The sequence below is a fragment of the Dictyobacter sp. Z7_2 genome (genome assembly GCF_057551105.1).
This window is the reverse complement of sequence record NZ_BAAJPE010000001.1, coordinates 2,878,056-2,904,199: the sequence shown is the minus strand read 5'-3', so window position 1 is coordinate 2,904,199 and position 26,144 is coordinate 2,878,056. Positions and strand designations below refer to the sequence as shown.

The 26,144-nt window shown below is 49.0% G+C and carries 22 protein-coding genes; 16 read left to right on the top strand and 6 right to left on the bottom strand.

What is annotated here, in order from left to right:
• Positions 1–12: 12 nt before the first annotated feature.
• Positions 13–1,041: a phosphotransferase enzyme family protein gene (locus AC27N8_RS11535; protein ID WP_487067059.1), complete on the bottom strand. Its 1,029-nt coding sequence runs from the start codon at positions 1,039–1,041 to the stop codon at positions 13–15.
• A gap of 310 nt (positions 1,042–1,351) precedes the next feature.
• Here AC27N8_RS11535 and AC27N8_RS11530 point away from each other — a divergent pair, with 310 nt between their 5' ends.
• The 5 genes from AC27N8_RS11530 to AC27N8_RS11510 all read left to right on the top strand — a co-directional run bounded on the left by AC27N8_RS11530 (position 1,352) and on the right by AC27N8_RS11510 (position 5,681).
• Positions 1,352–2,635 carry a DUF4352 domain-containing protein gene (locus tag AC27N8_RS11530; protein ID WP_487067057.1) on the top strand — a complete coding sequence of 428 codons (1,284 nt, stop codon included), beginning with the start codon at positions 1,352–1,354 and terminating at the stop codon, positions 2,633–2,635.
• Positions 2,636–2,718: 83 nt separating this feature from the next.
• Positions 2,719–3,162 (top strand): MarR family winged helix-turn-helix transcriptional regulator, encoded by a 444-nt coding sequence (locus tag AC27N8_RS11525; protein ID WP_487067055.1) that lies wholly within the window; start codon positions 2,719–2,721, stop codon positions 3,160–3,162.
• Positions 3,146–3,946, top strand: a complete 801-nt coding sequence (locus tag AC27N8_RS11520; RefSeq protein ID WP_487067053.1) for an ATP-binding cassette domain-containing protein — start codon at positions 3,146–3,148, stop codon at positions 3,944–3,946. The genes AC27N8_RS11525 and AC27N8_RS11520 overlap by 17 nt, the downstream gene beginning before the upstream one ends.
• Complete coding sequence (locus AC27N8_RS11515) at positions 3,903–4,778, top strand: ABC transporter permease (protein WP_487067051.1); 876 nt, start codon at positions 3,903–3,905, stop codon at positions 4,776–4,778. The genes AC27N8_RS11520 and AC27N8_RS11515 overlap by 44 nt, the downstream gene beginning before the upstream one ends.
• A 153-nt stretch (positions 4,779–4,931) precedes the next feature.
• Positions 4,932–5,681 carry a class I SAM-dependent methyltransferase gene (locus AC27N8_RS11510; protein WP_487067049.1) on the top strand — a complete coding sequence of 250 codons (750 nt, stop codon included), beginning with the start codon at positions 4,932–4,934 and terminating at the stop codon, positions 5,679–5,681.
• Between the two features lie 33 nt (positions 5,682–5,714).
• On the opposite strand, the gene AC27N8_RS11505 is transcribed toward AC27N8_RS11510, so the two are convergent.
• Positions 5,715–6,110 carry a PPOX class F420-dependent oxidoreductase gene (locus tag AC27N8_RS11505; RefSeq protein WP_487067047.1) on the bottom strand — a complete coding sequence of 132 codons (396 nt, stop codon included), beginning with the start codon at positions 6,108–6,110 and terminating at the stop codon, positions 5,715–5,717.
• A gap of 480 nt (positions 6,111–6,590) precedes the next feature.
• Between AC27N8_RS11505 and AC27N8_RS11500 the strand changes: the two genes are divergently transcribed.
• The gene (locus AC27N8_RS11500) at positions 6,591–8,207 is read left to right on the top strand and encodes a hypothetical protein (protein WP_487067045.1); all 1,617 of its coding nucleotides are present in this window, start codon (positions 6,591–6,593) and stop codon (positions 8,205–8,207) included.
• Between the two features lie 499 nt (positions 8,208–8,706).
• A complete protein-coding gene (locus AC27N8_RS11495; protein WP_487067043.1) occupies positions 8,707–9,204 on the top strand; it encodes a hypothetical protein in 498 nt (165 codons plus the stop codon).
• 21 nt (positions 9,205–9,225) lie between these two features.
• On the opposite strand, the gene AC27N8_RS11490 is transcribed toward AC27N8_RS11495, so the two are convergent.
• Entirely contained in the window at positions 9,226–10,692 is a 1,467-nt protein-coding gene (locus tag AC27N8_RS11490; protein WP_487067041.1) for a helix-turn-helix domain-containing protein, read from the bottom strand.
• Between the two features lie 251 nt (positions 10,693–10,943).
• On the bottom strand, positions 10,944–11,264 hold the full coding sequence (locus AC27N8_RS11485) for a hypothetical protein (protein WP_487067039.1): 321 nt from the start codon (positions 11,262–11,264) through the stop codon (positions 10,944–10,946).
• 415 nt (positions 11,265–11,679) lie between these two features.
• On the opposite strand from AC27N8_RS11485, the gene AC27N8_RS11480 reads away from it, so the two are divergent.
• From AC27N8_RS11480 to AC27N8_RS11445, 8 genes are all read left to right on the top strand, one after another.
• Positions 11,680–12,294, top strand: coding sequence for a DoxX family membrane protein (locus AC27N8_RS11480; RefSeq protein WP_487067037.1), 615 nt, complete (start codon positions 11,680–11,682; stop codon positions 12,292–12,294).
• Between the two features lie 47 nt (positions 12,295–12,341).
• Entirely contained in the window at positions 12,342–14,528 is a 2,187-nt protein-coding gene (locus AC27N8_RS11475; protein WP_487067035.1) for a hypothetical protein, read from the top strand.
• Positions 14,529–14,646: 118 nt separating this feature from the next.
• Complete coding sequence (locus tag AC27N8_RS11470) at positions 14,647–16,110, top strand: tetratricopeptide repeat protein (RefSeq protein WP_487067033.1); 1,464 nt, start codon at positions 14,647–14,649, stop codon at positions 16,108–16,110.
• Positions 16,111–16,216: 106 nt separating this feature from the next.
• Positions 16,217–17,782 (top strand): amidohydrolase family protein, encoded by a 1,566-nt coding sequence (locus tag AC27N8_RS11465; protein WP_487067031.1) that lies wholly within the window; start codon positions 16,217–16,219, stop codon positions 17,780–17,782.
• A gap of 73 nt (positions 17,783–17,855) precedes the next feature.
• On the top strand, positions 17,856–18,590 hold the full coding sequence (locus tag AC27N8_RS11460) for a hypothetical protein (protein ID WP_487067029.1): 735 nt from the start codon (positions 17,856–17,858) through the stop codon (positions 18,588–18,590).
• Positions 18,591–19,254: 664 nt separating this feature from the next.
• Positions 19,255–19,626: a hypothetical protein gene (locus AC27N8_RS11455; protein WP_487067027.1), complete on the top strand. Its 372-nt coding sequence runs from the start codon at positions 19,255–19,257 to the stop codon at positions 19,624–19,626.
• Between the two features lie 825 nt (positions 19,627–20,451).
• A complete protein-coding gene (locus AC27N8_RS11450) occupies positions 20,452–21,411 on the top strand; it encodes a TIGR03560 family F420-dependent LLM class oxidoreductase (RefSeq protein ID WP_487067025.1) in 960 nt (319 codons plus the stop codon).
• Positions 21,412–21,506: 95 nt separating this feature from the next.
• Positions 21,507–22,538: an LLM class flavin-dependent oxidoreductase gene (locus AC27N8_RS11445; protein WP_487067023.1), complete on the top strand. Its 1,032-nt coding sequence runs from the start codon at positions 21,507–21,509 to the stop codon at positions 22,536–22,538.
• 163 nt (positions 22,539–22,701) lie between these two features.
• Here the strand turns inward: AC27N8_RS11445 and AC27N8_RS11440 are convergent, their stop codons facing one another.
• Together AC27N8_RS11440 and AC27N8_RS11435 are read right to left on the bottom strand one after the other, a co-directional pair.
• A complete protein-coding gene (locus tag AC27N8_RS11440; RefSeq protein ID WP_487067021.1) occupies positions 22,702–23,133 on the bottom strand; it encodes a hypothetical protein in 432 nt (143 codons plus the stop codon).
• Between the two features lie 30 nt (positions 23,134–23,163).
• On the bottom strand, positions 23,164–24,555 hold the full coding sequence (locus AC27N8_RS11435; protein WP_487067019.1) for a hypothetical protein: 1,392 nt from the start codon (positions 24,553–24,555) through the stop codon (positions 23,164–23,166).
• Between the two features lie 383 nt (positions 24,556–24,938).
• On the opposite strand from AC27N8_RS11435, the gene AC27N8_RS11430 reads away from it, so the two are divergent.
• On the top strand, positions 24,939–26,093 hold the full coding sequence (locus AC27N8_RS11430; protein WP_487067017.1) for a GNAT family N-acetyltransferase: 1,155 nt from the start codon (positions 24,939–24,941) through the stop codon (positions 26,091–26,093).
• Positions 26,094–26,144: the final 51 nt, after the last annotated feature.

The following is a 26,144-nucleotide window of genomic DNA, read 5'->3' as shown; positions in this document are numbered from 1 at the left end:
TAGATCTATAGATCATCCAGCTAGATGACGCCAACCCAGAGCATGTTCAAGGAGGGCCGTACGATATTCGGTTAGCCATGCTTCGCGCCAGAGAGAATGCTGTACGCGCTCTTGAATCCGACTTGCGGAGACCTGGCCAGTCAAATAAAGTCCAATATGATGCATCAGAGAGGCCGCGTCACGCAAGCGCATGATTTCAGGCAAAGCCAGCAACTCCTCATCCTCTAGAGGGAAAGCGGCCAGATAGGAACGACCAAGAGCGTTAAAGATTTCCCATTCGGTGCCAGTACCCATACGACTTACCGGCCACCAGCTCAAAGCTACACATAGATCCATCACACGCAGATCGACGGCAGCAAACTCAAAGTCGAGAACAGCGCTAACTCCCTGAGCATCAAAGAGAAGATTGCTGGTATCTACATCGCGATGCACCAGTTGTTGCGGAAGTCGAGCATACAAGTCTTCGACGCTGGCGAGGACTTGTGCCAGATTGAGCGATAAAAGTCGGCTCGGCTCTGGATCAAGTGGCAGTTCCCGCACAGCAACGAGTGGATCGGGCGTCGCAGGATAACGCCGGGCGAACGCACCAAAAGGCAAAGAATTGGGGGCCTCTGGAGGAACCAGGAGCGCTCTCTCAGACAAAGCAGCCAGAGCCTGATCAAGGAGTGCGAGAGCGTGTCCAGCCTGGGATGCATTGGTACATTCACCTTTTCGGGACATCTCGCCGGGCAAAAAGGGATAGATAGTGGCAAAGGCAGGCGTGCCATCTGTGTGCTCAAAAGAGACAATCACACCTCCATGAGATGCAGTCAACAAAGCAGGCACCAGAAATGGTAGGTTTTTTTGAGCCAGAGCCTGAAGCAGTCGATGCTCATAGCGGATACGCGCTTCCTGAGAATGATCCAGAAAAACGCACAGCACATACGATTTTTCATCTGCGGCATGCACGCGCCAGACAGATTTGTTGATGCCACCAATCAACGGAGTAAGCTGACAAGGTCCTACTATCGGCCAGGCAGCCCATATGTGAGAAAGATCCATGCTAAAACAGCTCCATCTTTACATGTCAATATCAGCAAAATCCAGTATGACAGCAGCAGCATGTTTTGGCAAGAGACGAGTCTGATGAGTGCCTACAGATAGACATAGAGAAAGATCCCCACCAGGGTATGGAGCATTTTGACACATCATGCAACAAAATGCAGCAGGGAAGGGCATCCATTTATCTCTAAAATTTCTGCTGTTGGGATTTTACTGGCCTCCAACGTTTATTTTAGTAGATACTTGATATAAGTACCGATTGCCAATCTATTGCACTCTTAATTCTTCTGATCATACATTGAGGAGAGAAATGATGTCCAATCAGCCTTCAGGTTTGTGCCGCAATTGCGGTACTCCATTAGATCCGGCGCAGCGCTTTTGCTCTAACTGTGGATCAACAGTCACGCTAGACAATGATCAACAGACGAAGAGATCGCAGGTAGATGAAAATCCCTACGTGCCAACAGGACCAACCGTTGGAGCATCTACACCTCCACCTCCACCGATACAGCCATACATTGAGCCGCTCCCATACGGACAGCAACAAGGATACCAATCTCAACCCACTCCTGGCACCTATCAGACACCACCGCCCAATTATGCGATGCCCGTTAAAGATTCCTCAAAGAGTGTCTTGCGGCAGATCGGATGTGGTTTCCTGGTCGTGATTTTAATCATTCTAGGTTTATGTGCAGGTGGCGGCTATCTGGCATATAACTGGATTAGCTCACAAGCTCATGATAGCTCTCAGAATGAAACAATAACTGAGAATATTCAGTCACAGGCTACAACCAAAGTGTCCAAGCCAGTAACGACTGCATTGCACACGTCTGAAGTCGTCTACGCAGGTGTAAGCACGTCCATCACCGACGTGCAGCAGGCTACCAGTATAGCAGATGACAATGCCAACACGTCCGGGGTACTGCGCCTCGATATCCACGAAAAGAACACTTCATCCCAGACAGCATACTACTCTTATAGTGATGTCATGCTCTTAAAACTCCCAGACGGCACCAGTGTTCATCCAACCGCCGAGCAAAATTCATCCGGCCCGGATAACGCCGTCACGCGTACAAACTGGATCGATTTCCCAGTACCAACCAGTTTACAACCAGGCCAGATCACATTAGTCATCGGAAAAAGCTCGGAATCACAGATCAGCATGCCGTTGAAAGCGGGAGTCGATCTCAGCCAATATCAGCCTCAAACCGCTGCCATTAACAAAAAGCTCGAGCCAGAGAGCGCCTCCGATGCCAGTTGGACCATCACCAACGTAACCAGTCAGACCAGTTATGAGACTACGCAAGCAGACGCAGGGAAAGTCTACATTGTTATTTCCATGAAAATCGATAACAACTCGTCAACAAACCTCTATCCCTCCGCCAGCGGTACCATGCGTCTACAAGCAGGCGACACAAAAAGTCAGCCAGACTCGAACACTTTATCCAGTAGCATAGCCGCCGGTCAGACAAACGTTCAGGGAGTATGCGTCTTTATCATGCCAGCAGGCAGCAAAGATTTTACATTCAGGTTCTCACCCGACTCCTCGAATGCACTCAAACAGGAGATGACGGCAACGTTCCAACTCAAGTAGCTGCGACCTGACCTTGTAATTTCATGCCAGCATCAGTATAATCAGTTTGAACATCAAAACAATCGATCATCAAAGGAAGAATCATGGCTTCAGAGCGTCTGACAGAGGATCTGCTTTTGCTCACGCGTCTTATGCGTCCCCTACGGCACACGGATATGACACCCGAGCAATACTGGTTGCTACGTCGCCTTCAGAGTACAGGCCCGCATAGTATCGGTGAGCTAGCACAGGGGTTAGGTATCACCACGGGCTCGACAACGGTGGCATGCAAGCGCCTGGAAAAAGCAGGTCTGATTACACGCACACGTCAGGCTGAGGATGAACGCGTAGTCCATGTCTCACTGACCGAGCAGGGACAGACTCAGATCAACCAGGTGTGGGAACAGAGACGTGCTTCGCTGACCGATTTATTGCAGGTGCTCGACGCGCAGGAACAACAGGAGTTGCAACGGCTGATAGAGCTGTTACTGGATGCTGCGAAGACACAAGGACTTGGAGACGTGAAAAAGAATGACAGCCATCATTAAAGTATCTCACCTCGTCAAGAAATTCAAAGAGTATGCGGCAGTCAACGATGTGAGCTTTGAGGTTGAGCAAGGTGAAGTGTTTGGTCTGCTCGGTCCCAATGGGGCTGGCAAAAGCACCACAATCAAGATGTTGACCACGCTATTGAATCCAACCTCGGGAGAGGCTCTGGTCAACGGCTTCGACATCGTCCATCAGACCACGGCGGTACGACACAGCATCGGCTATGTACCGCAGGCCCTCTCAGCTGATGGAAATCTATCGGGATATGAGAATCTCTTGATTTTCGCCAAACTCTATGATCTACCACGTGCGATTCGCGATACACGTGTCAAAGAAGTGCTCTCATACGTTGGACTGCTGGACGCCAGCAAGCAGATTGTGCGCAACTATTCAGGGGGCATGATTCGCCGTCTGGAGGTCGCCCAATCCCTGCTGCATCAGCCCCCGGTCCTCTTTCTCGACGAGCCAACCGTCGGACTCGATCCAATCGCCAGACAGTCGATCTGGGATCATCTGATGGATCTACGAGCCTCATCCAACATGACTATTTTTGTCACCACGCACTCGATGGAAGAGGCAGATAGTCTATGTACGAGGATTGGCATCATGCATCACGGGAAGATCGTCGTCATTGGCACTCCCGACGAGCTAAAAGCCACCCTTGAGATTGAAAATCCGACTTTGGACGACGTTTTTGTGCACTACGCAGGCGATGACCTGGTTTCTGGAGGTAGCTACCGTGACGCTTCACGAGCACGACGTACAGCACGCCGACTTGGATAAATCCACCACCCTGACACAATCAGATCCAACAAATCTCTCTTTCTTCAAGTACATCAGCGAATTTTTCAGAAAAACATTTACGATCACTGAATGGGAGATACGCAAAATACGCCACGACTACTCGGATCTAATCACCCGTGCAGTCCAGCCAGTCTTGTGGATGCTTATCTTTGGAGAAGTCTTCAACAGCCTGCATCCCATCGATACAGGCAACCCTAACGTCAGCTATCTCGCCTTTCTCGCGCCCGGTATTTTATCCCAAAGCGTTCTCTTCATTGCTATTTTCGGAGGCATAGCCGTCGTCTGGGAAAGAGATCTAGGAGTGATTCACAAATTCCTAGCCAGTCCCACGGCACGTGGCTCGCTAGTCTTAGGCAAAGCCCTCTCGGCCGGCATACGCGCCCTCCCACAAGCGATCGTCATCTATATCCTGGCCATCATCCTGGGCGTGCACATGAATTTCAACCCACTCGCCCTGCTAGGAGTACTCGCCTTCGCCATCCTGGGAGCCGCAGCCTTCTCAACCTTTTCACTAATCATCGCCTGCCTGCTAAAAACACGCGATCGCGTGATGGGTATCGGTCAGGTCCTGACCATGCCACTCTTTTTTGCCAGCAACGCCATTTACCCAATCGCCGTTATGCCACCATGGCTACAAGCCATTGCACGCATCAACCCGCTCAGCTACGTCGTCGACGGCATCCGCTCATTGATGATTGCCAACGTACCAATAGACCTGCCCAGCATCGGCACAGACTTTGGCGTCCTGATCGTGATTACCATCATCTTAATCACCATCGGAGCCTATCTCTACCCCAGCATCGTCCAGTAACGCGTACGAATACACTCCTCATAACCCGTGTCGAGCGGAGCGTCGGACGCTCCGCTCGATCTCTTTCTGCTTATCACTCAAAGCATTTTTTAATGTATACTTTATAGACATAGAGACATTGATGACTGGCAGTAAAAGGAAGGCGAATTATTCATGAGCAATGACATTTCTACGGAGAAGCAATGGGACGAACAAGCTTCAGCCAACTTTATCGATCTCAGTGCTATATTTGTCCCTGGGCGCGCAGAGCAGACAGCAACGCTGTTACGTTTGATCCCTGCTGAGCACGATGAAGCATGTACCATCATCGAGCTGGCATCCGGTGAAGGAGTGCTGGCACAAGCAATCCTGGAAGCCTTTCCACGCTGTCACTATCTCGCCCTCGACGGATCGGAGGTCATGCGGCAGCATCTGACAGAAAAGCTAGCGCACTTCTCCGATCGCCTGGAGGTTCGTGCCTTCGACATGCATCAGCAAGATTGGCGCACCAGCCTGCCTGAGGCGCGTTGTATCGTATCCTCCCTCTGCGTTCATCATCTCGATGACGCCGAAAAGCGTCAGCTCTTCCAGGATATGGCCGCCAAACTTGAGCCGAAGGGAGCATTCTTGCTAGCAGATATTATCCAGCCAGCCAATCAGCAGATCGCTGACCTGTTCGCCCAGCAATATGATAACATCGTACGCACACAGAGCCTGGAGCTTCGTGGAGATCTCAGCGGCTATGATCAATTCCTGGAGCAGCAATGGAACTATTTCACCTATGACTATAACGATCCCACATCGTTTGACACCCCATCACTCCTCGACGATCAACTCCGCTGGCTCCACGAAGCCAACTTTTCACTAGTCGATTGCTTCTGGATGCGTGCTGGTCACGCCGTCTACGGAGGCTATATCGCCTGACACTACCCGTAAGATTTTTAGCCCGGCAATTGATCAGTTCACAAACGGCTCTATGACAATATAAGTACGATCGCCTGTGCGCTGACTGGCGACCTGCTGAAATTGCGCACCATACTTCTGTATCAAGTGTGCACGTGCCAGTTCGCCCTCTGCGGATGTGGCTTCGTGTGCAGTGCCGACGATCTCGGACTGATCCAAAATTTTGCCGACGCGATCTGAAGGTAACATTGTCACACGACCATTGTTGCGTATACGCTTAATTTTTCCAGCAGTCTTGCCTGTCGTAATATAAACACGCCCTTGACTATAAGCAAACCACACGGTCGTTGAAACCGCGGTACCATCGCGGCGGTACGTGTTGAGCACGATAAATTCATAAGGTGCAAGTTTAGCCAACGGATCTTTTGCCTCAAGATTATTTGTAGCCATACAAATACTATCTCCCTCGAATAAAATATTTCCTGATATCTCACTAAGACATCAGCCAGTCAATAAATGGATAGTATCGAAATCTCAACTTATCCATAGTACTTTTAGGACGTTTTAGCCTCTACTAATACTGAAACCTTAACCTGACTTCGGTACTTTCATCCCAATTGAGCACATATATGAAAATAACTACATGCACATATGATAATATCGCAACTAGGTTCAGTAAAACTTTCGATGTCAAAACGGGTCAAATTATTTCATTCATATCCACTGATGCAGCGTATTCGCGAGCGCGGCAAAAGCAGAGCATGAAAATGACAGCGAAATGTGTATCCAGAGATCCCAAAGGATATAAGAAAACCACACCATTTCTCCACCGCGTTGGAAAGAGCGCTCAGAAAAATCTTCCAGCCAGAGGATCGAAAGAGTGGCAGTATATTTCAAATACAGCACAGAACAAGAGAAGGATTTAAACCCATGCGAAAACTACGACCGAGCTCCTCTGTACGAAGCCAACGTTTTTCGCCATTGAGTCTCATCGCAGTGGCAGTTACATTGATTCTCGTCCTGGGAGCGGGATTCTACTTTATCGTTTTGCCCAAGATGAATACGCACGCTGCGGCGGCCGACCCAAACGCCAATTGTACATTAATTGTACCACCTGATCCGCTCTCCCCTAAAGGGCTTGCCACGCCATATCAACTTACAGCGACAAATCCCAAAGATGGTCCCTGTAACGAAGCGAACGCTGCTCAGAGCGCCTTTGTCCAGAGTGTGATCTACGACCGTACAACAGGTCAATTCAGCATCTATAATCCACTTGTCATCGACAAAGGGACGCGCCCGGCTGTGAATCCCAAAGTTCCGACCCTACCCAAAGGAGCAATTGTCGGTCTCTGGTTCGGCTTCAACGCCACCAACCTGCAACTTAAAGCACAGAATAGGAATACCCTGACACAAGCCAATTGTGTCAATGGTCTGGGCAACTCGCTTTTCAGCCAGTTCGCCTACTGTAATGCGCCGGCATTCTTTGCAGCCGCTAATCAGGGAGTCGTAGCAGGCAAAGTAAAAATCCCTCAACTGACGACGGCAAAAGATGGACTGCCATGTCCAACGGTCCGTGACTTCAGCGTAGTCGACCAGGATCAAAGCGACAATGTCCAGACACAGTATCTAGCCACGGCTGATGGTCGTCTGGCGCAATTTTCAGCCGCCAACGCGACAAAATTACCAAACGCCATCACGGTAGCCAATCCAAGCGACAATGCTCTTCTCACCGCATTCATCGACCCGGCAATAGGATGTCAGGCATGGACAGCGCCCAACCTGGCCGACAACAACGCCCCCGCTGGAGCAATGGCGCTTGACGAGCTTCAGGCATCCGCACTGCAAAAAGCACCCATCGCCCTGGTACCTCTCAACAATCCGATGACACTCGTTGGCGACAACGAAAGCCTGACGAAAACAAACCTCTACCGTAGCGGTGTTGATCAAATTATTGCGGTCAGAAACAACCAGGCCAGCGGTGCCACATACTGCCTAAACTATCTTAAAACAGGATTGCCACGTTTAGCATTAGATAAGCCATACACCATGACCGCCGCCTCGCCAGATCCTGCTGCTGCCAATTCTCTCTTCACATTCCTGGCCCAGCGCTTCCAGGGATCATGGGACAATCTTAACTGCGCAAAATTGACCAACATCCCCAATCCGGTCACTGTCCAGACAGACGCCAATGGCATCGTCACCTCAGCCACCTTTGCCAACACCAGCACCGGTACGCCACCCACAGGATCAACACCTACTGCTGTACCAACGACCGCTGCGACCGCTCCTGTTACGACACCAACTGCCGTACCGACGACCGCTGCAACTGCTGTACCGACCGCGGTGCCAACATCCTCCTCAACCGTGCCAACACCGGTTCCAACCACAACTGGCAGCACCGGCTCCGGCGGCAATGGAGCAGCCATTAATTGCAGCGTGAATGGACAACTCATCAACGGCTGCACTGGTACCACAACAATCAATAATGTCCCCTGTACATTCTCTGTCGCATACAATACCGTCACGATAAATTGCCCTAAAAAGTAATTCTCTATTATGTTCATTGCATGAGATCGATTCTCATGCAATGAAAGCAGCATAAGCTGCATAAAGAACCCTGCTATTGTATGGTTCTTTATGCAGCTTCTCCATTTACCACTCATCAGACCAGAGCAATTCAAGGCAAATTCCCATCAAATTGTATCGTGTTGAGGGAATGTAATGTCCCTGGAGCATGCCCTCACCTCATTTCGCTTGCACATATTTCTCGCAGGATATATAATAACGAAAATAGAACATTTGCTCCACAAATACTAGCAAGTAAGCACAGAAAAATTATATAAAAAGTTTTATTTGTGTCTTCCCTATAAATAAAACAGATACGGTAGCATTTCCTCAGTCGAGGATAAAAGGTAGTCACAGCAGAAAGGCTTGTAATATGCGGTTAAAACAGTTACAATAGACTATATTATCTACTTACTTTTCAGAATTGTATTTTTTGTTCGCATCATCATTTGTCAGCCAGTTCACACAAGGAGCTGTCACTATGCAAAAAGTTTCCCTGCGTAAGGTGAAAACACCTGTCAGTTACTTGCAGGAAAACAGTGAAGAAGTCTTACATTTTTCATTGCAAGGCTTACTGCCCACCGGCCACACACTTGCCCTCAATACACCCCTGGGAACGCTTTCCCATCTTGCTTGTAAAGATGATCGTCCGCTGATGCTCATGGAGCAGCAGTTTACGACAAGTGAGATCTGTGTATTGATGCCCCTCCTTGATGCATATCCTTACTATTGTCCTTATGAGGTATTGCTAGCCAGCTTTAACAGCGGGCGTGCTTCGGACGCAGCGATTGCTCGCAGCCGTAAACGTTTGCAGGAGGCTCAAGAGGCTGGTATATGGGATCAGGAGATGAGACCCGTTCGCAATGTGCTTTCGCGCACACGCCTGAAGACACGTTCGTTCGGCATCGAAATTTCATCCATTTTAGAAACCGGATACATTTTAATGCATCTGCCAAGATATAAACATCCCGAAGTGTAATCTGCTCAACCCGGGCGTATTTTACTCATCAACACATATATCGTTACGTGCCTGATACGCACGCAGCCGGTAAACTTTCAGCGCGAGCAGAAGTGACAGGCGCTGTGATGCTTGCTCTAAGTCAAGTGCACAAAGCTTGTGAATACGACTGATGCGCTGAAGTAATGTGTTGCGATGGATCTCCAGGATACTGGCGGTTCGCGCAATATTTCCACCACATTCGAGATACGCTTCGAGTGTGTCCAAGAGATTCATCTTCTTACGAAGATCATGTTTCAGCACGGCCGCAATAGCATCCTGATAAGGATCACTGATACTCTGGGTCTGAGCAAAGGGATAGAGATAGCGATAGGCTCCTAGCTCGGCAAAAGGAGTGCAACGCAGATCTGCTTTAAAGCAGGAGCCAATGCGTACAGCCTCGCTCGCTTCTCTATATCCTCGCGGATAATCGTCCAGATCCAGGCAAGCGTTCCCCACCCCCACCGACATAGAGAGATGGCACTCCTGCTGAATCAAGCGGATCAGTGGCTCAAATTGCGCATGGATAGCGGCTAACTCCGGCTCGCTCTCGTATGGGAGCAGACAGACAAGTCCGTTTTCCCACTCATCGATCAAGATACCGGGATAGAGGGCATGCATATGCTGCTTAATCCGCGTCTGTGCGGTATCATAATGGATCAATTGCTCAGGTCCATTGACCGCCTTCTGCAGAGCATCCTCTGCAGCTTCGGTCACCTCAGATAGTTCAATCAGTGCCACAAGATGAGGCTTGAGTAGTTCAAAACCCAAACTATAAGCACGGCGCTTAAGGGCAGACTCCGTCTCAGCCTTGCCAGCAAACAGATCAGCGACAAAAGCTTTGACAAGATTCTTCTGCGTAACCACATCTTCTTCCAGATAGCGGCGATGCTTAAGCGCCAGAGCCAGCTGACTGGCAATGGTATTCAGCAACAATTGTTCATCTTCACTGCACATGCATTGCTGGCGGGCATAACAATTGAGAAGCCCTAGAGGCTCGGTACCTACACATAATGGAATGGATAACACTAAAGGTTGATGATCGCTGGATAATGGATCGAGTGTCACTTTTTCGGTGAGTGTCAGGAGCGGCAACTGCCCCTGGAGTGTAAATGTACGCAAATGTTCCCATAGAGGCGCATCGACATGAATCGCTTGTGCAGAAGAAGCATCTATCACATCAGGATAACTTACACATATACGCAACCTGTCATCCGCCTGATCCTGTAACAAGAGCAGACACAGATCAAGATCAAGTGTCTGGACGATCAATTCAGCCAGGAGCTGCAACATTTCAGGCAGACTTACAGACAAAGTCATCGTATTAACCAGCTGGCTGAGGACCTGATGAAGCTGAGATGCTCTCATTTGAGCCGATGGATTATGACGTTGAACGACGGATACCGGAGGAGATGATGAAAATGGAACCTCTGGATAAAGATCTGCCTGAGCCGGGATATGTGCTTTCATTTTAATGCTTCCATTCTAGAGACAGCATACAATCACAATACGCTTGTTTTATAAAAGCAACACAAAATGCATAAGTAGTATATAAAACACACAAGTATTATATAAATGAAAGTAGAAACCACTTTCAGCTTAGCACATTCTCTGTCCTTTGTCCATGCTAAAATGTATTAAATTTATATAAAATTCGTTAAACAATGTCTTACAAAGCGCTACATAAGACTGGTATAAGACAAATGATTTTTTTCTAGACTTCATTCTCGGTATAAGATTTTCAAAGAAGGGATCGTCTTCGCTACAGAGATTAAGCTCACCGACGTAGCGGCGCGGCTCCGCCGTGCTGTCTGTGACTCGTACGACAACGTTGTACGTGAGGTTCCATTGAGAGGTCTTCTCGCTGTGAAGCGTTCCGTGTGGTGTTCTTGAGAGAGATGCACCCGGGCGGAATCATACGAGTCACAGACAGCACGGCGGAGCCGCGCCGCTACGTCGGTGAGCTTAATCTCTGTGGCGAAGACGATCCCTTCTTTGAAAATCTTATACCAGAAATGCGTTGAAGATTTTTTTGTGTACATAGAGAAAAGGCAGTAGCTGGAAAATTTTTTCAGTGAGAGTGTACATAAGACATCGCAGATGTGCCATGCATAGGATTAACGCACAGGTAAGCCATGATAAGTCTGCCTCAAGAGAAAAAACGCACGAAGAAATATAGGAGGTCGTCGCAAGCTCAAAAATCTATACTCATTATAGGTTTTGTACTTGTAGACGCATCGCTCTTCTGGAGAAGGGAATGGTTCTCTTTCAATAAGAGAGATAGAACGCGGTTGAGGCGAAGCAGATGACGACGATAGGAAGCGGTATCTGCCAGCTGAGATGAAGTCTTCTCCCGGAGACGATGCAATGTACCAATAAGCTGTTACATTGATGCAGAAAGCTCTGTAGTAACATCTTCTATGCATGCAAGAGCGGCATGCAAGGGGAGCATTATTCGTGAAGAGCAAAGCAAGCGTTCAGTTACAACAACGCAATTATGTCCAGGAAAGGCCATTGCGATCCAGTTCTGAGCCCATACCCTTTATCAGAAATCATCAGGCAGATGCAGCGCCGAGAGTCGTGATAGCGCATGAAACGAGCCAGCTTATCACATGGCGTGTACGCATCATCAGTCTCTTGCGTGTTCTCTGTGGCTGCTTCTGCCTCTACGATATCTGGAATAAATGGCAGATCGGATTCAGTCACGACTATCTTGTAACGCTAACTCAGGCTGCCCATGGTCAGATACCGATCGTCACAGATTGTTTCAACGCGTGGCTGCACATCGCCCAGATCAATCCGTCAGGCTTTGTACTGGTCATCGGATTGCTCGAAGTAGGTGTGGGACTCTGTCTGATCGCAGGAACATGGACCCGGCTAGCGTGTGGAGTAGGATTAGTACTTACGCTATCTGGAAGTATGGGAGCCGGTTTGCTGCATACTTTCTCTGGAACGGTCTCATTTGACATCGGCGTAATCATCCTTTTCCTACTAGCATTTATCGGTCTGTTACTGAGTAACGCAGGTCAGCACTTCAGTTATGATCGTTGGCTATATCTCCGTAAATCGTAACGCTATCGCTATAACATTGTATGCAAGCAGTCTGAGAGGATCACCTTATGTCATACGAGGAAGCATCTCAATTTTCGGGCTTTCTGGGTGGGAGACCATCCCAGCACGGAGCCAATCCCATGATGCAACACATTGGGAACGCCTACTATAACGAACAGGCCCCCCCGGTTGTGGAGAAAGAGCCATCATTTTTCCACGGCGAGGCTCTGGCGCGTGATTTTTGGGCGGAACGTTATGGTCCATGGATCGTTCTAGGATTCTCAGCCGCCTTCTCACTCTTTCTCGTGGGTATGGTGTTGCTCGGACAGACACCGGGAAAAAGCTTTTCGCTCAAAGGAGCATCAGACATTCTCCAATTCGTTGGTGAGGGCATTGGCTTTATCTTTTGCACACGCATCGCCCTACGCCTCTACCGCGTCTCCAATCGGCTTGGTCGCCAACTGATGGAGCATCGCTCGGAGCGACGCTCGCCAAACGAGCTGGCCATCGTACATAACGAAGCGCAGGCCGCCCGCCGGGCATTCATGGCCTGGACCTTCCTGGCGATCGCCATCGCGCTGTACGCCGGCGGACAAGCCATCTGGACGACCTACGACATCCGCATGAATAGCGCCGATGTTCCCTTCCCAGGCATCTATGATATTGGCTTTGTGGCCTCGTATCCTTTCTTCCTGGTCGGAACCCTTTTCCTGACCCGGCGCAATAAAGCTTCAGCGGGACGAGCTCGCCTGCTGCTCGATGCACTGGCAGTGATCGGAACGGCCCTGACACTCTCCTGGTTCTTCCTATTGAGCCCGTTGATCGCTGGTCTGGCGCAATCGCCCAGCGCTGGAGCATCCTTCCTGTCGATTTATTTTCCAACAGGAGATCTCTTCCTGGTCGCCATTGGTGCCATTCTGATGTTTAGTCCGCTCGCCAACCGAGCACAACAACCTGTTTTCTTGCTGCTGTGCATGGGACTCTTTTTTCTAGCCGTCACAGACAGCCTGCTGGCATATTATAGTCTCTCATTCAGCTTCAACACAGGAACATTACAAGACGTGCTCTGGCCGTTAAGCCTTTCGCTGATCGGTCTGGCAGCCATCGAGTATCCACGCAGCGTTGCTCGAGAACAAGAGCAAGAAGAACACATGAAGAGTGCACGTCATCTCGGAATATCGCAGCTAGCGCCCACCCGACTGACACAACTGAGCATGACCGCTCAGACGATTGCTCCCTTCATCCTTGTCCTAGGAACCTGCGCCGTACTCCTGACCAACGTTGCACGTCGCGGTGGTACCACGCTGATCCAGGCAGACATCGTCGCATTGGCGCTGATCCTGATCGTGATTGCCCGTCAGGCCATGACACTACTGGAGAATAATCGGCTGACGATGCAGATGCGCGGCGAGCTGGTGATCTCTCGCCGTGAGTTACAGGTAACGCGACGTGAGGCGGATGAGGCAACGCGTTCGGCTCAGGACAAGCAGAGTATGGAGCAAGGTATCGCAGCTCTACGTGAAGTCCACGCACGGGTCGCACGAGGAGATATTGTCGCCCGAGCATCCACGGTATCTGGCCCATTATTGCCGATCGCAATCAGCTTAAACCTGATGTTGGATCGTATTAGCGCCCTCTCGCAGCGCGGTGCTCGCTACGATCAATTGGCACAGGAGTGTCGCACATTGCAGGAGAGCGTCGAGCGCCTGGGACAGGGACTACCTCTCTGGGCACCCAATCAGCCCATGCCCCAGGGTGCAGCAGAATTGCGCTCGGTCTACCTTGGCCTGAGTCATATGCAGCGTCGACAAGAAGGACAATGGAGACGTGTCGCCAGTGCCCTTGAATCGATCAACAAGCTCACCAAACGCATCCATGAAGCCCTGAACGAAGTCAAACAATCCAATCTGCTCAAATCGCAGACCAGCGCCGGCTTTGAGCGTATGGTACTCGACCGTGTCGTCCGCGAGATCGATCTGCTCGAAGAGCAGCAACACAACATCATCAGCCAGATTGCCCAGGTGACAACGACAACCAGCACGGAGACTCCCCGAGAGCCTCAGAGATCGAGCGGAGCAGCTCCACTGAGAACGTTACCACGGACTCAATATGCCACGGAGATAGAGAATACGCTCAATCCCGGGTTGCCAGCGACACCAGGACAGCTATCACCAATCCGACAAGGGTCACACAGCGCCTATAATCAGCGCTTCTACCAATTGAACCAAGTAGATCGTATGCCTGTAGATGAATAAGTAGCTAGTTGAGAGGGATACCTCGTGGCGGACTCCCCGGCATGAATATCCCTCACGCAGAGCATGTGTTTTCAGCATGGAAAAGGCATTCCGTCGTTCAAAAGAGAGGCAGAACGAGATGGATCACAATACACAATACGAGCCACACAGCGGCACCAGGGCTTCGTTTTGTCTTGGACATCCTTCACATCCCCTACAGCCTGAGGAGGTCATTTGCCGCGTCTGTGGCGCGCTGGCAAAGCAGACCACCCTTGGAATCTATCAGGTCCAAAAGCTGTTAGGGATTGGGAGAAGCGGACGTGCCTACCTTGCACATCATCAGCGTTCGGGTCAACCAGTCACAATCAAATTATCGCCATCCCAGACCGCCAATCCCGAGCTCTGGGAGAGCGTGCGGCGCGAAGTACGTATGACAACAGCACTACGCCATAACTCGATTCGTGCCGTTTTCAGTTGTGGTGCCTGGTCACCGGGACAAAAAGTCGGCGAGGGGAGTAGCCCGCTACATATACGACAAGCACCTGCATCCAGTACCTATCTGCTCACACTCTGCCAATTCATTCCCGGAACCCTGGATCATTTTATCGCCTATCTTCAAACTGGAGAGGCTCAACGCTCACTCAACGAACAAAGCAGCTCACCACGTGCATTATTAGTTCATGTCTTGCAACAGATAGGTATGGCGCTTCACACCATCCATACACGTGGCTCGGTCCATGGAGCAGTGATTCCTGGCAACATCTTATTTACAAGTTATGAACGTGTCTGGGTCGCCGATTTTGGACTGGCTCGCCTACAACCAGCGCCATCGCCATATCTCGCGCCGGAGCTCTATACGGCGGCACAAGCCAGCCAGCAAGGAAATGTCCAGGCATATTGGAGCTCGGTCAATCCGGCCAGCGATCAATATATGTTTGCCATCCTATGCCAACAGATCTTCACCCAGACCCTGCCACGGCAGGAATACGAAACCTTTCAGCCGGTCATCAACCGGGCAACACATCCCAAGCCGGAGCGCCGTTATCCTTCAATCGATCTGATGGTGCAAGATCTAAAGATGCTTGCCAGCCGGACAGTCCAGAAGCCAACACAGCCACAGATGCTCAGCCATTCAGGAGCACAATTGGTAGCGGCAGGCTCATCAGCAATACGTGGACCCATCAGTTCGCATGGCAATAACGCTCAGAGCTTTACACCAATACCGGGCTATGCAGCGGCTGGTCCGCTCACGCCTTCTCTGCCAGCCACACCGCTCACCCCGGCGGTTCCTTTGACGGCTGAAGATTGGGAAAAACGTGGCGACAAACTTTTTGCACTGCACGAGTATGAAGATGCCCTGCTATCTTATCATCGCGCAGTAGAGGTGAACGGAGAGAGAGCACACATCTGGCTCGCTCTGGGCGACACCTATTTCGCGCTCGGACGCCATAAAGAAGCACTGATGGCCTATGAGCAAGCGGTCTATCTCAATCCCAACGATCCACAGACCTGGGCGAACCGTGGCACCGCCCTCGACGAACTTGGACGCCATCGAGAAGCGCTCGATTGCTATGAACGTTCCGAGCAACTACGTTCAACATAAACAACGCGTCCAGCCTCGTTCCGCTCACCATCACGCCACAGAGACAAGATGAGCAATGGAGCTCTATCTCTTACCTGTTCTACTATTTAAAGAGGAGTTGTCTTCTATGCAAACGCTATCGTATGCTCAGTCACCCACACTGTATAGCCAGCGACCAGATCTCGCACTGCCCCAGAAGCATCTACTGATCCAGGGCTGTAGCCTGCTTGATCCTGACGATCCTGAAGAACTGCTGCGCGATCAAGATATTTTGATTGCGGGACAACGTATCGTCGCAGTGGGACCAACCGGTACGCTTGCATTTAATCCACGCCACCTTGAAAGAGTCATTACAGGTAAGAACCGTTTGGCGTTGCCAGGTCTGATCAATGCCCACACGCACTCGCTAGAAAATTTGCTTAAAGCGACATCGCCATCGGCGCCCCTGGAACTCTGGCTCGTGCCACTCTTCGCCGATGCGCTTGAATGGTCACCGCATCTGGTCTATCTGAGTACTTTGCTGGGCGCGATCGAGATGCTCAAAACAGGCACGACGGGCGTACTCGATCATCTCTGGACAGGTTCCGGCGTCGTGACCAGATATCTCGATGCAACCATGCACGCGTATCATGATGCTGGTATCCGTGCAGCGGTCGCGCCATCGATTGAAGATCAGGATTTAGTACTGGAGGCTGGCATAAAACATGGCATGACCTTTCCGAAGCATCCCTTCACCAGCCGCTTTGATGACTGGGCAGGCATCGATGAGCAGGTCGATGTGCTCGAACAATTTCTGCATACCTGGGACAATGCAGCCAATGGACGCTTACGCGGCTTTGTCGGGCCAAGCGGTATCCATTGGTGCAGCCCCAAGCTGCTGGAGAGCTGTCTGGATCTTACGGAACGCTATCAGACAGGCATGCATCTACACGCGGTCGAAACCGATCTACAGGCCCGTGTGATCCATGAAGCGCTAGGTCAGGGAGGCATTCCCTATCTCCAGCAGATGGGATTGCTTCGTGCGGGCACATCGTTAGCGCATACCATCTGGCTTGATCCAGGCGACCTGGAGATCCTTGCGCAAACGAGAACGACCGTCGTACACAATCCAATCAGCAACCTGCGTCTGGGCAGTGGACGCTTCCCGTTAACCGAGGCACTCGATCAAGGCGTGATGATCGCCCTGGGCAGTGATGGCTCGGCCAGCAACGATCGACAGAATATGTTCGATGTGATTAAACAAACCGGATTGATGCATAATGTTGCCGATGTAGATTATCATAAATGGCCGCAGCCGCCAGAGATCTTATATGCAGCAACCCAGGGAGGCGCTTCCGCCCTCGGCTTATCCCAAGATCTGGGCAAGCTGGAGGCCGGTCAATTGGCTGATCTCATGCTACTCGACCTCGATGCCGATAGCTTTATGCCTCTGCGCAATCCCTATCTGCATCTTATCTATTGTGAATACGGTAAAGCGGTCGACAGCGTGATTGTCAATGGTGAAGTCGTTGTCGAACGCGGCAAAGTCATCAACGTCGATGAGGCAGCTCTACGGCAAGAGATACGCGAGCATTGTACGTTTGCACTGTCAAAAACACCCAAGGGACAGCATAATAGTGCAATCACGCAAGAAGTTTTGACCAAACTCGAGATATTGCGCCATCTCATCCTACAGAAAACTCCCGTAGCGTAGTTATTTCCTACAGGAGACTTAATCCATTGCCATTATATATGATTCCATTATTTAGAAGAAAGGGACCAGACTCATGGACGATTCATTGAAGCATTCAGCTAACCTTGATGAGCAGACAGCTAATTCGACCACACAAGAAGGGTATCCTGAACAGCCACCTGCCATTGAAGGCCAGAGCAGTATCTCGACCAGTATCCGTTACACATTCCGCTTCACTGGCTGGCCAAGCCTGTCACAACTGGTCACAATAGCTGTCGCCACAGCGGTCTACACCATCTTATCATGGCTCGCCGTCATTGCATTACCAACTACAGGTCTGGGAGTCAGTGCACTCTTTATCGCAATCGGATTTGGTCTCGTCTTTGCCCTCTGGTTTGGCGGCTGGGCCTTTGTCATAGCCTACATTGGAAATTTCGTTGGGGCAGGACTACTCTCGAATATTCCGCCCTTGCTTGCCATCCCATTTGGAGCCGCAGACTTCATCCAACTCTGCATCCCGATGCTCCTTTATCGTTTCTTTGCCTATCGCTTTGGAGTTAGCCCAATTGGGAAAGATGTCTACACGCTACGTGGATTTATCTTTTTCCTGATCTGCGCGGTTCTACCAACCAACATCCTTGGAGGACTTTACGGAGTCTCTATTCTCACAGCCGGAGGCCTGGATACGCCCCAAACATTTTTTATTAACTGGGGTGCCTGGTCCATCTCTAATATACTGATCGTCGTAATCATCAGTCCGATCCTCCTCTCCACCCTGGGGCCGATCGTAGAGCGCTTTGGGTTGACTATCCGCGACGCCCTGCGCTAGTCAAACACCGAACCTTCAGCGCTGATTACAAAAGTTTTTATAGAGCAGTAGCATTGTCAGAAACATGTCACTACTCTATAAAAACTTTTTTTATCGTAGAAGTATCACATGAAACGTCATTTAAGCTCTGCCGTTAGAGTTCATAATTTTAATAGCTTTCGCTCTGACTAATAAATTTTCCTCAATAGTATTGATACCATTGACATATGCTACTTTCAATATTTATACTATAAAAGTCATAGTAATCTGATATGTAAAACAGTTGCTATCTTTTATGTATCTTAATAGAACCTGCATAGCACACCTTTTCTTGACTCTTTTACTGTTTATATGATTAAAAGAATGGATTTCTCGAAAATGCATATATACGATGACGCCGCATCATCATTATCCGCCAGACAGGCGCGTTGCCACGCAACAAAGATTGCATTTCTGTGCACATGTGTAGATTATCGCTTCACATACTCCTGAACAGGAAACGTATCGCCCATAATATTCTCTTGCAAAAGGTCGCCACCATTTAAATAGAGATGGGCTTGTCACTTCCCCAAACAATCAACCACCACCGTAGATGCCTTCAGGAACAATGATGTCCGTCTTTCTAATGCTATGTTCAATTCGCCTGAATTCTACATACATCTCATAGCTTATACGGAGACATCCTTTGAGTAATCAAAAAACTTCACTGCATGACCAGATAGCCAATCAATGTAAGTATTTTACCGGCCTTACGCAGCCGCGCTGCGGAGCCAATATACTCTACGATGATGTGATGGATAGTTCAAAACAACCTTACACCTTCCCTTGTATCAAATCGGATCACTGCTCGACGCGTTGCGCTCAAGTTTCCTATCCGACCGCAGCAGAAATCGTACAAAAAGTACAAGAAATTGAAGCTTGTGAAAATAGTCGCCTGGACGCCATCAGAAACAATCTATGTCCAGTCTGTATGCAACCAATGGAACGGCAACAAATCGTCAGGCACTGGATCTATTCCCTTCCGTGCGGACATCGACTGGGAACTATACAGCGATAGGGACGTGTCCACTTAAAAGCTCTGCTCCTGGCTATTTTTGCGGTAAGGAAGCACATCCATTGTAATAAATTCAAATTATGGCATAATGTATATTGAATAAATTATTTTTTATGGGAGAAACAATACAGAGGCTTACATAGTTTTTCAGATGAAAAAGGTATGGGAGAAGTAGTATGGATGATGTTATACGTAGATACCAGTTTCACTTATGTGATTATTGCGCCACAGCTCTGAGTGTTCCATGGTATCAAGGCTTATGGTACACATTCCGGTATACATTTAAACGCAAGCCGTGGTACTGTACATCGTGCCGCAGTGCATTTGATCATGTGGATGTGTGCCGTGTCATTGAATGTGAGACCTGCGCTAAATGGAACAATTATCTGGCAGATGCAGGGATGCAGGTAGAGGTGGAGTATCTACTCAAGAAGGCGAGGAAAGCAAATGCTGTGCGCACAAAACAAGAGCGCATCATTAGGGACATCAGAGAAGAGGCTTCATCAAAACTAGAGTAAGTTTTCTGGCACAACCAGCGGCTACGCTATGGTAGAAAAAGCCTGGTACAGAGGAGCAGTGTAGAGAAGGAAGGAAAGAGCTCCTCTGACCAGGATTAGGTTGATAGGGCGCAAATGGGTAAGACCACATGGATCGGCCTCTGAGGAGGCCACAGAGAGAGTATAACATAGTCTGTGAGGAAGCGAGCGAAAAGCTAATCACAATAGGACAAATGAATTACTCAAACAGATAGAGGACAAATACTTGCACTCTTTGTTTCTTACGAGGTATAGTCAGGGAAGCAAATCAAGGAACAGAGGTGCATAAATAATGGTAGATGTCTCGATAATGATTGAGGGGCAAAAAGGTTTGACCTGGCCCCATTGGAAACGTCTGGCCGCCGAGGTAGATCAACTCGGCTTTGCAGGTCTCTTTCGTTCGGACCACTTCACCGATCCTGAGCCACCCGACGCCGACTCTCTGGAAATGATCGTTTCTCTGACCTATCTGGCTGATCGCACGGAACATATTCATTTTGGACCACTGGTGGCTCCCATCTCATTCCGCGAGCCGACGCTACTTGCCCGTCAGGCGGCTGCTATCGATGATTTGAGCAATGGTCGTATGATCATCGGTCTGGGAGCAGGCTGGCAGGAGAGAGAGCATCATAACTTCGGCCACGAGCTAGGTGACTTGAAAACCCGCATGGCTCGTTTTGAAGAGGGCCTTGAGGTGGTAATACGTCTGCTACGGAGCGATGAGCCTGTCACATTCAAGGGAAACTTCTTCCAGCTCCATGACGCAATCCTACTCCCACGCCCACAACGCGCTGGCGGTCCAAAAATCCTGATCGGCGGCAATGGTCCCAAACGCACCCTGCCCTTAGCGGCTCGCTATGCCGATATCTGGAATGCCGTCTATCTCAGTCCAGAGGATTTCAAGGAGCGCTGTGTACGCCTGGATAGTTTACTCCCACAATTTGGACGCCAACCTGCAGATCTTAAGCGTACATTGATGCATCAGGTGATCTTAGGCAAAGATCATGGCGAGTTAGAGAGCAAGCTGAGTTCTTATCGTCAAGATCCTACGCTTCAGCATCTCTCAACCGAGGATCTGGTTACAACTCTGGCATCCACCAATAAAGCCATCGTGGGTACCAGGGAACAGATTATCCAGCAGATACATAGCTACGAGCAAGCTGGCGTTGAAGAGCTTATGCTCCAGTGGTTTAATCTCGATGATATAGACGGTCTACACGCCCTGGCTACAAACATCCTGCCACATCTCTAAGCCACCAGAGGGGCAAAATAGAGAGCGCGAGTGCATTTATCGCGATGCATATAGCAAGACAGCACAGATAGCGCATTAAAAAAGAAAAGACAATCATGGAAATCGGTATATACAGTTTCGGTGATACCCAACGTGACGAGAACGGAGCGCTCCGCCCAACCAGCGAAGCGATCGCCAATCTCTTCGAAGCCATCAAATTTGCAGACGCAGCCGGTCTCGATTATTTCGGCGTAGGTGAACATCACACGAACGAGATGCCAGCCTCATCACCAGCCACAGTTATTGCGGCGGCTGCAGGAGCGACCTCACGCATTACATTAGGCAGTTCAGTATCCGTACTCAGCACAGACGATCCGATACGTGTCTTTCAGCAGTTCGCGATTGCCGACGCGATCTCCGGTGGACGCGTGGAGATTACGGCTGGACGCGGCTCTAGCACTGAATCATTTCCTCTCTTTGGATACAGTCTTGATGACTACAACGAATTGTATGCCGAAAAGCTTGATCTACTGCTCAAAATTAACGCCAACGAACGCATCACCTGGCAGGGAAAATATCGCCCACCGCTAGAGGATGCCCTGGTGGTACCGCGACCGGTCAAGGGTTCTCTCCCAATCTGGCTAGCGACAGGAGGAACTCCTACCTCATCGGCACGAGCAGCCATCATGGGATTGCCCATCGCCTACGCCATTATTGGTGGCTACGCGAAAAATTTCGCCTCTCTGGCAGATCTCTACCGCAAGACTGCCAGAAGTGCGGGACAGCCAGAGGAAAAAATCAAAGTCTCCGTGGCAAGTATTGGTTTCATCGGAGAGAACAATCAGGATGCCAGAGATTTCTACTGGGAACACTGGATACGCGCGATGGCTCCCCATAGCGAAGTGCGCGGCTTCAGAGCTCCCAGTCGCGACGACTTTGAGCGTCAGGCAGGATCGGAAGGAGCGCTCTTCGTCGGTGGGCCTGAGGACATTGCTCGCAGAATCGTCGCGCTCCACGGACATCTTGGTCACATGCGGCAATTCTTCCAAATGGATCTCGGAAGCTTGCCTCACAATGTTTTCCTCAAATCCATCGAACTACTGGCAACCGAGGTTGTGCCCCGTGTTAAGCAAGCGCTCGGCGCATAGTGGCAATATCTCGATAGAGTTGAAGCAGGGATAGATGTATCTGTAGGTGTCACACACCTACAGATACATCTATCCCTGCTTTGCAGCCAGGATTACTATTTTAAAAATGACAGACTTCAATCTACACGCAGCACAAAACATTAATCGCTAGCCGCCAAAATAACTAACAATTAAAAGGAAAAGTGCTGGTTGACTGTTCAGCTCCTCCACTTTTATTGCTCAGTTGGATCACGATGTGGCCTTCGGGAGTCCTATAATGTGTGGTATCGGTAGCAGCCAGGACCCCTGGTGTAGCGGTAGGAACGTTCACCATCACCATGCGTTGCGTCTGTGCCGGAATCAACGGCAACTGTGTCTGAATATTGACAGGTATTTTTTGAGCGTCACCAACTGTATATGAAATATGCATCGATGACGTTCCGGCATCAGAGCCATCATTTTCGAGAGTGACATATATAATGCCCACGAAGGCTTCATGATGGCACGCAACCGGATGCAGAGCTTGCACAGCTTGTATTGGTTGTAATCCACAACCACTCAAAAGTATCACGATAGCAATACAGCCAATACAAAATAGATAGGGAAACCTGGGCATAGAGAGTCACTCCTGGCACTAAAATTCATATTACTTTGAAACGCCGGACAGTAAATAGTCATGTTTTCCTGCATATTTAGGCTCTGCATTCTTTCGCTTTCTATCAATCTGGCGCATAAAGACAAAGCGAATGCCAGCCAGAAAAGTTCCCCATAATAAGATAATCATCAAAGGCTCAAACAGCACATGGATACGCATATAATCGAGATCGCGATACCCCCCAAACGCCGTAATAATTATCCCGTACGTGCACAGAAGGATGAAAAATCCCAAGGACTGCACGCGTAATTGTTGCCGAACCTGCTTAATACACAAAGCACATATCCAGAATACCGCCGCCAGAGGAACGAATACATTGCTCTCGTGAAAATGACGTGCGGCCCGTTGCAGGCCGAAGAGGGGAGCAGCCATAAAACCGGTTGGCTCTACCACCGATTCCTTTGCAAACACAGTTAATGAGGTAAAAAAAATTGGGATGGTATTCCTTACGAAGGTTACAGGATGACGTATTATCAAAGAGACCGCATAGCTACCAGCCAGCTTTAAGTTGTCACGAAACATTTGTGGATGGTGCCCCATCATAATATAAGGATCGTAGATCCCCTGAGATTTATAACTAACAATCGCATGTTGAATAGTAGCATATTGCGCGGATGTCGCATCATTTTGCATATTATACTGCAAAATCTTTCCAAGCTCATTAATATTTTGCACCCAGGTCACGCCTACAAAATTATTTTGCGTCGCATTTACATAGATATATACACCGACAGCCATATAAAGCAGTAGCGTCGCAGCAATGGCATGTGGAAGGAGATAACGAAATTTCTGGCGCCAGAAAGCGATTAACAAAATGTAGGCAAAGAGCAAAGGTGGGAAATAGAGCCATTCAGGACGCGTCATAAAGAGCAGAAACATAAAAAAAACAACCAACCAGAAAAGACGCCGCCGTAAAGTCCGTAACAATAACACAGTGCTCAATGCCAGCGAGATCACCACCCACAATCCCAGGCTTTCAGACATCAATGGTTTGATATAAGACAAAAGCGTGAGATTACATCCTACAAACAGACTGATCAGTAACGCAATCCAGGCATGTTTAAAGATCAGGGCCGTTAAGATATAAATTTCGAGCGTAGCACACACAAATAAGACGCTCTGTGCAATACTTACAGCGGCATTATTCCCCTGTCCGGTCAATATATAGACAAATGTAATAAAAAACGGATAAGCGGGCAGTCGCCAAAAATTAACAAATTGCCCGGTTGTTTGTATACGGTCTACCACATAGAGGTAACTCCACGTATCAGAAAGGATTTCCACACCGGGATGATTCACATAATATGCCACAACGACGAGAATGGTTACAATCACTCCGCTTGAGGCAAAGATTATATGTTGAACAATTGCATTTTTACGCATAGAAATGGTAGTTCCTTGAGGTAAGACAACATCATCTAATTACGCATATATAACTAGACAGACATACAAAATAGAGAATATAAGTAAAGCACAACAAAAATATTCTCGCCGTTTTCTTGATGAATACAAGGTGCTTATTAAGATACAATAGAGTGAAAGTGCCTGTCAAGATCCGTCAATATTTATTTACTATTTGGATAAATGTCTCAGTTGACTCAGCATTTCAATAATTTTCCTGCATAGATCAAGGGTTGTTCAGATATTTTCGTCTTTTTATAAAAATAGGATTTTTACCGGTAGAATGCTTTATCCATCTCATGTATGGTATGATGAAAACGGTATATTTGCCACTTGCATGGCTAAAAGACGAAGGGAGTTACCCCATGGATAATCTCCAGGAGACAGGACGTATTGAAGCTTTTAGTGATGGTGTCTTTGCCGTTGCGATTACATTACTCATCCTCGATATCGCGATCCCAGGACCAGACATTAAAGCTGATCTTGACGAATATCTGCTCAGCCAATGGCCGATGTTGCTCGCCTTTGTGGCCAGCTTCTCCACGATCGGCGTCATGTGGATCAATCATCACAAATTATTCACGCGCATCCAATATACGGACAACACCTTGCTCTTACTTAATCTACTGCTGTTACTCATCATTGTTTTCATCCCTTACCCCACAGCCGTAGTAGCAGAGCAGTATAAAAACTATCCTAACGGAAAATTAGCCGCCATTATGTACAGTGGAACAAATATCGTTTTGGCCATCTGCTATAACCTGCTCTGGCGCTATGCCTCTTATCATAACCGACTCTTACACAAAGACGTTGATCCACAAGGTGTAAAAGCCATCAATCGACAATATACTTTAGGGCCGTTTATTTATATATTCACATTTGCCATGGCCTGGATCAATGTGCCAGCAAGTATCATCCTTAGCCTATTAATAGCAATCTTCTTTGCTCTGCCACAACGCCAGAAGAAAACCTCCTCTCAAGATCAGGGGGTTCCACATGCCGCTACTCCAGAAGGAATTCAAAAGAGGCCACAGATTACGCTTCGAGCCATCTCACCACAAGACGAGACGTGGCTGGCTCAATTTGCCAGTGAACGCTGGGGAGCACCTATCGTGATCAGCCATGGAGTAAGCTATGAGCTAGCCAGATTGCCCGGCTTTATCGCTGAAGACCAAGGTCAGCGCGTCGGTGTGATTACCTATCATCAAGAAGGGGCAATGTGTGAAATCGTGAGTATCGACAGCCTGCGACCCACACAGGGAATTGGAACGTTGCTCATTGATGCCGTAAAAAAAGCGGCGCAACAGGCTGGCTGCATGCGTCTCTGGCTCATTACCACCAATGATAATCTGACTGCCCTCCAATTTTATCAAAAGCGCAACTTTGTTCTGGTTACCGTCCACCGAAACGCTATAGAGCAGTCACGCCAGCTTAAACCGCACATTCCTTTGCTGGGAAAAAATGACATTCCTATACGCGATGAAATTGAACTTGAAATGTTCTTGACTCCAGTGATTTGACACGATAAAGACTGAAATACATGCATACGCTCGCAGATAAGCTCCAGGTAT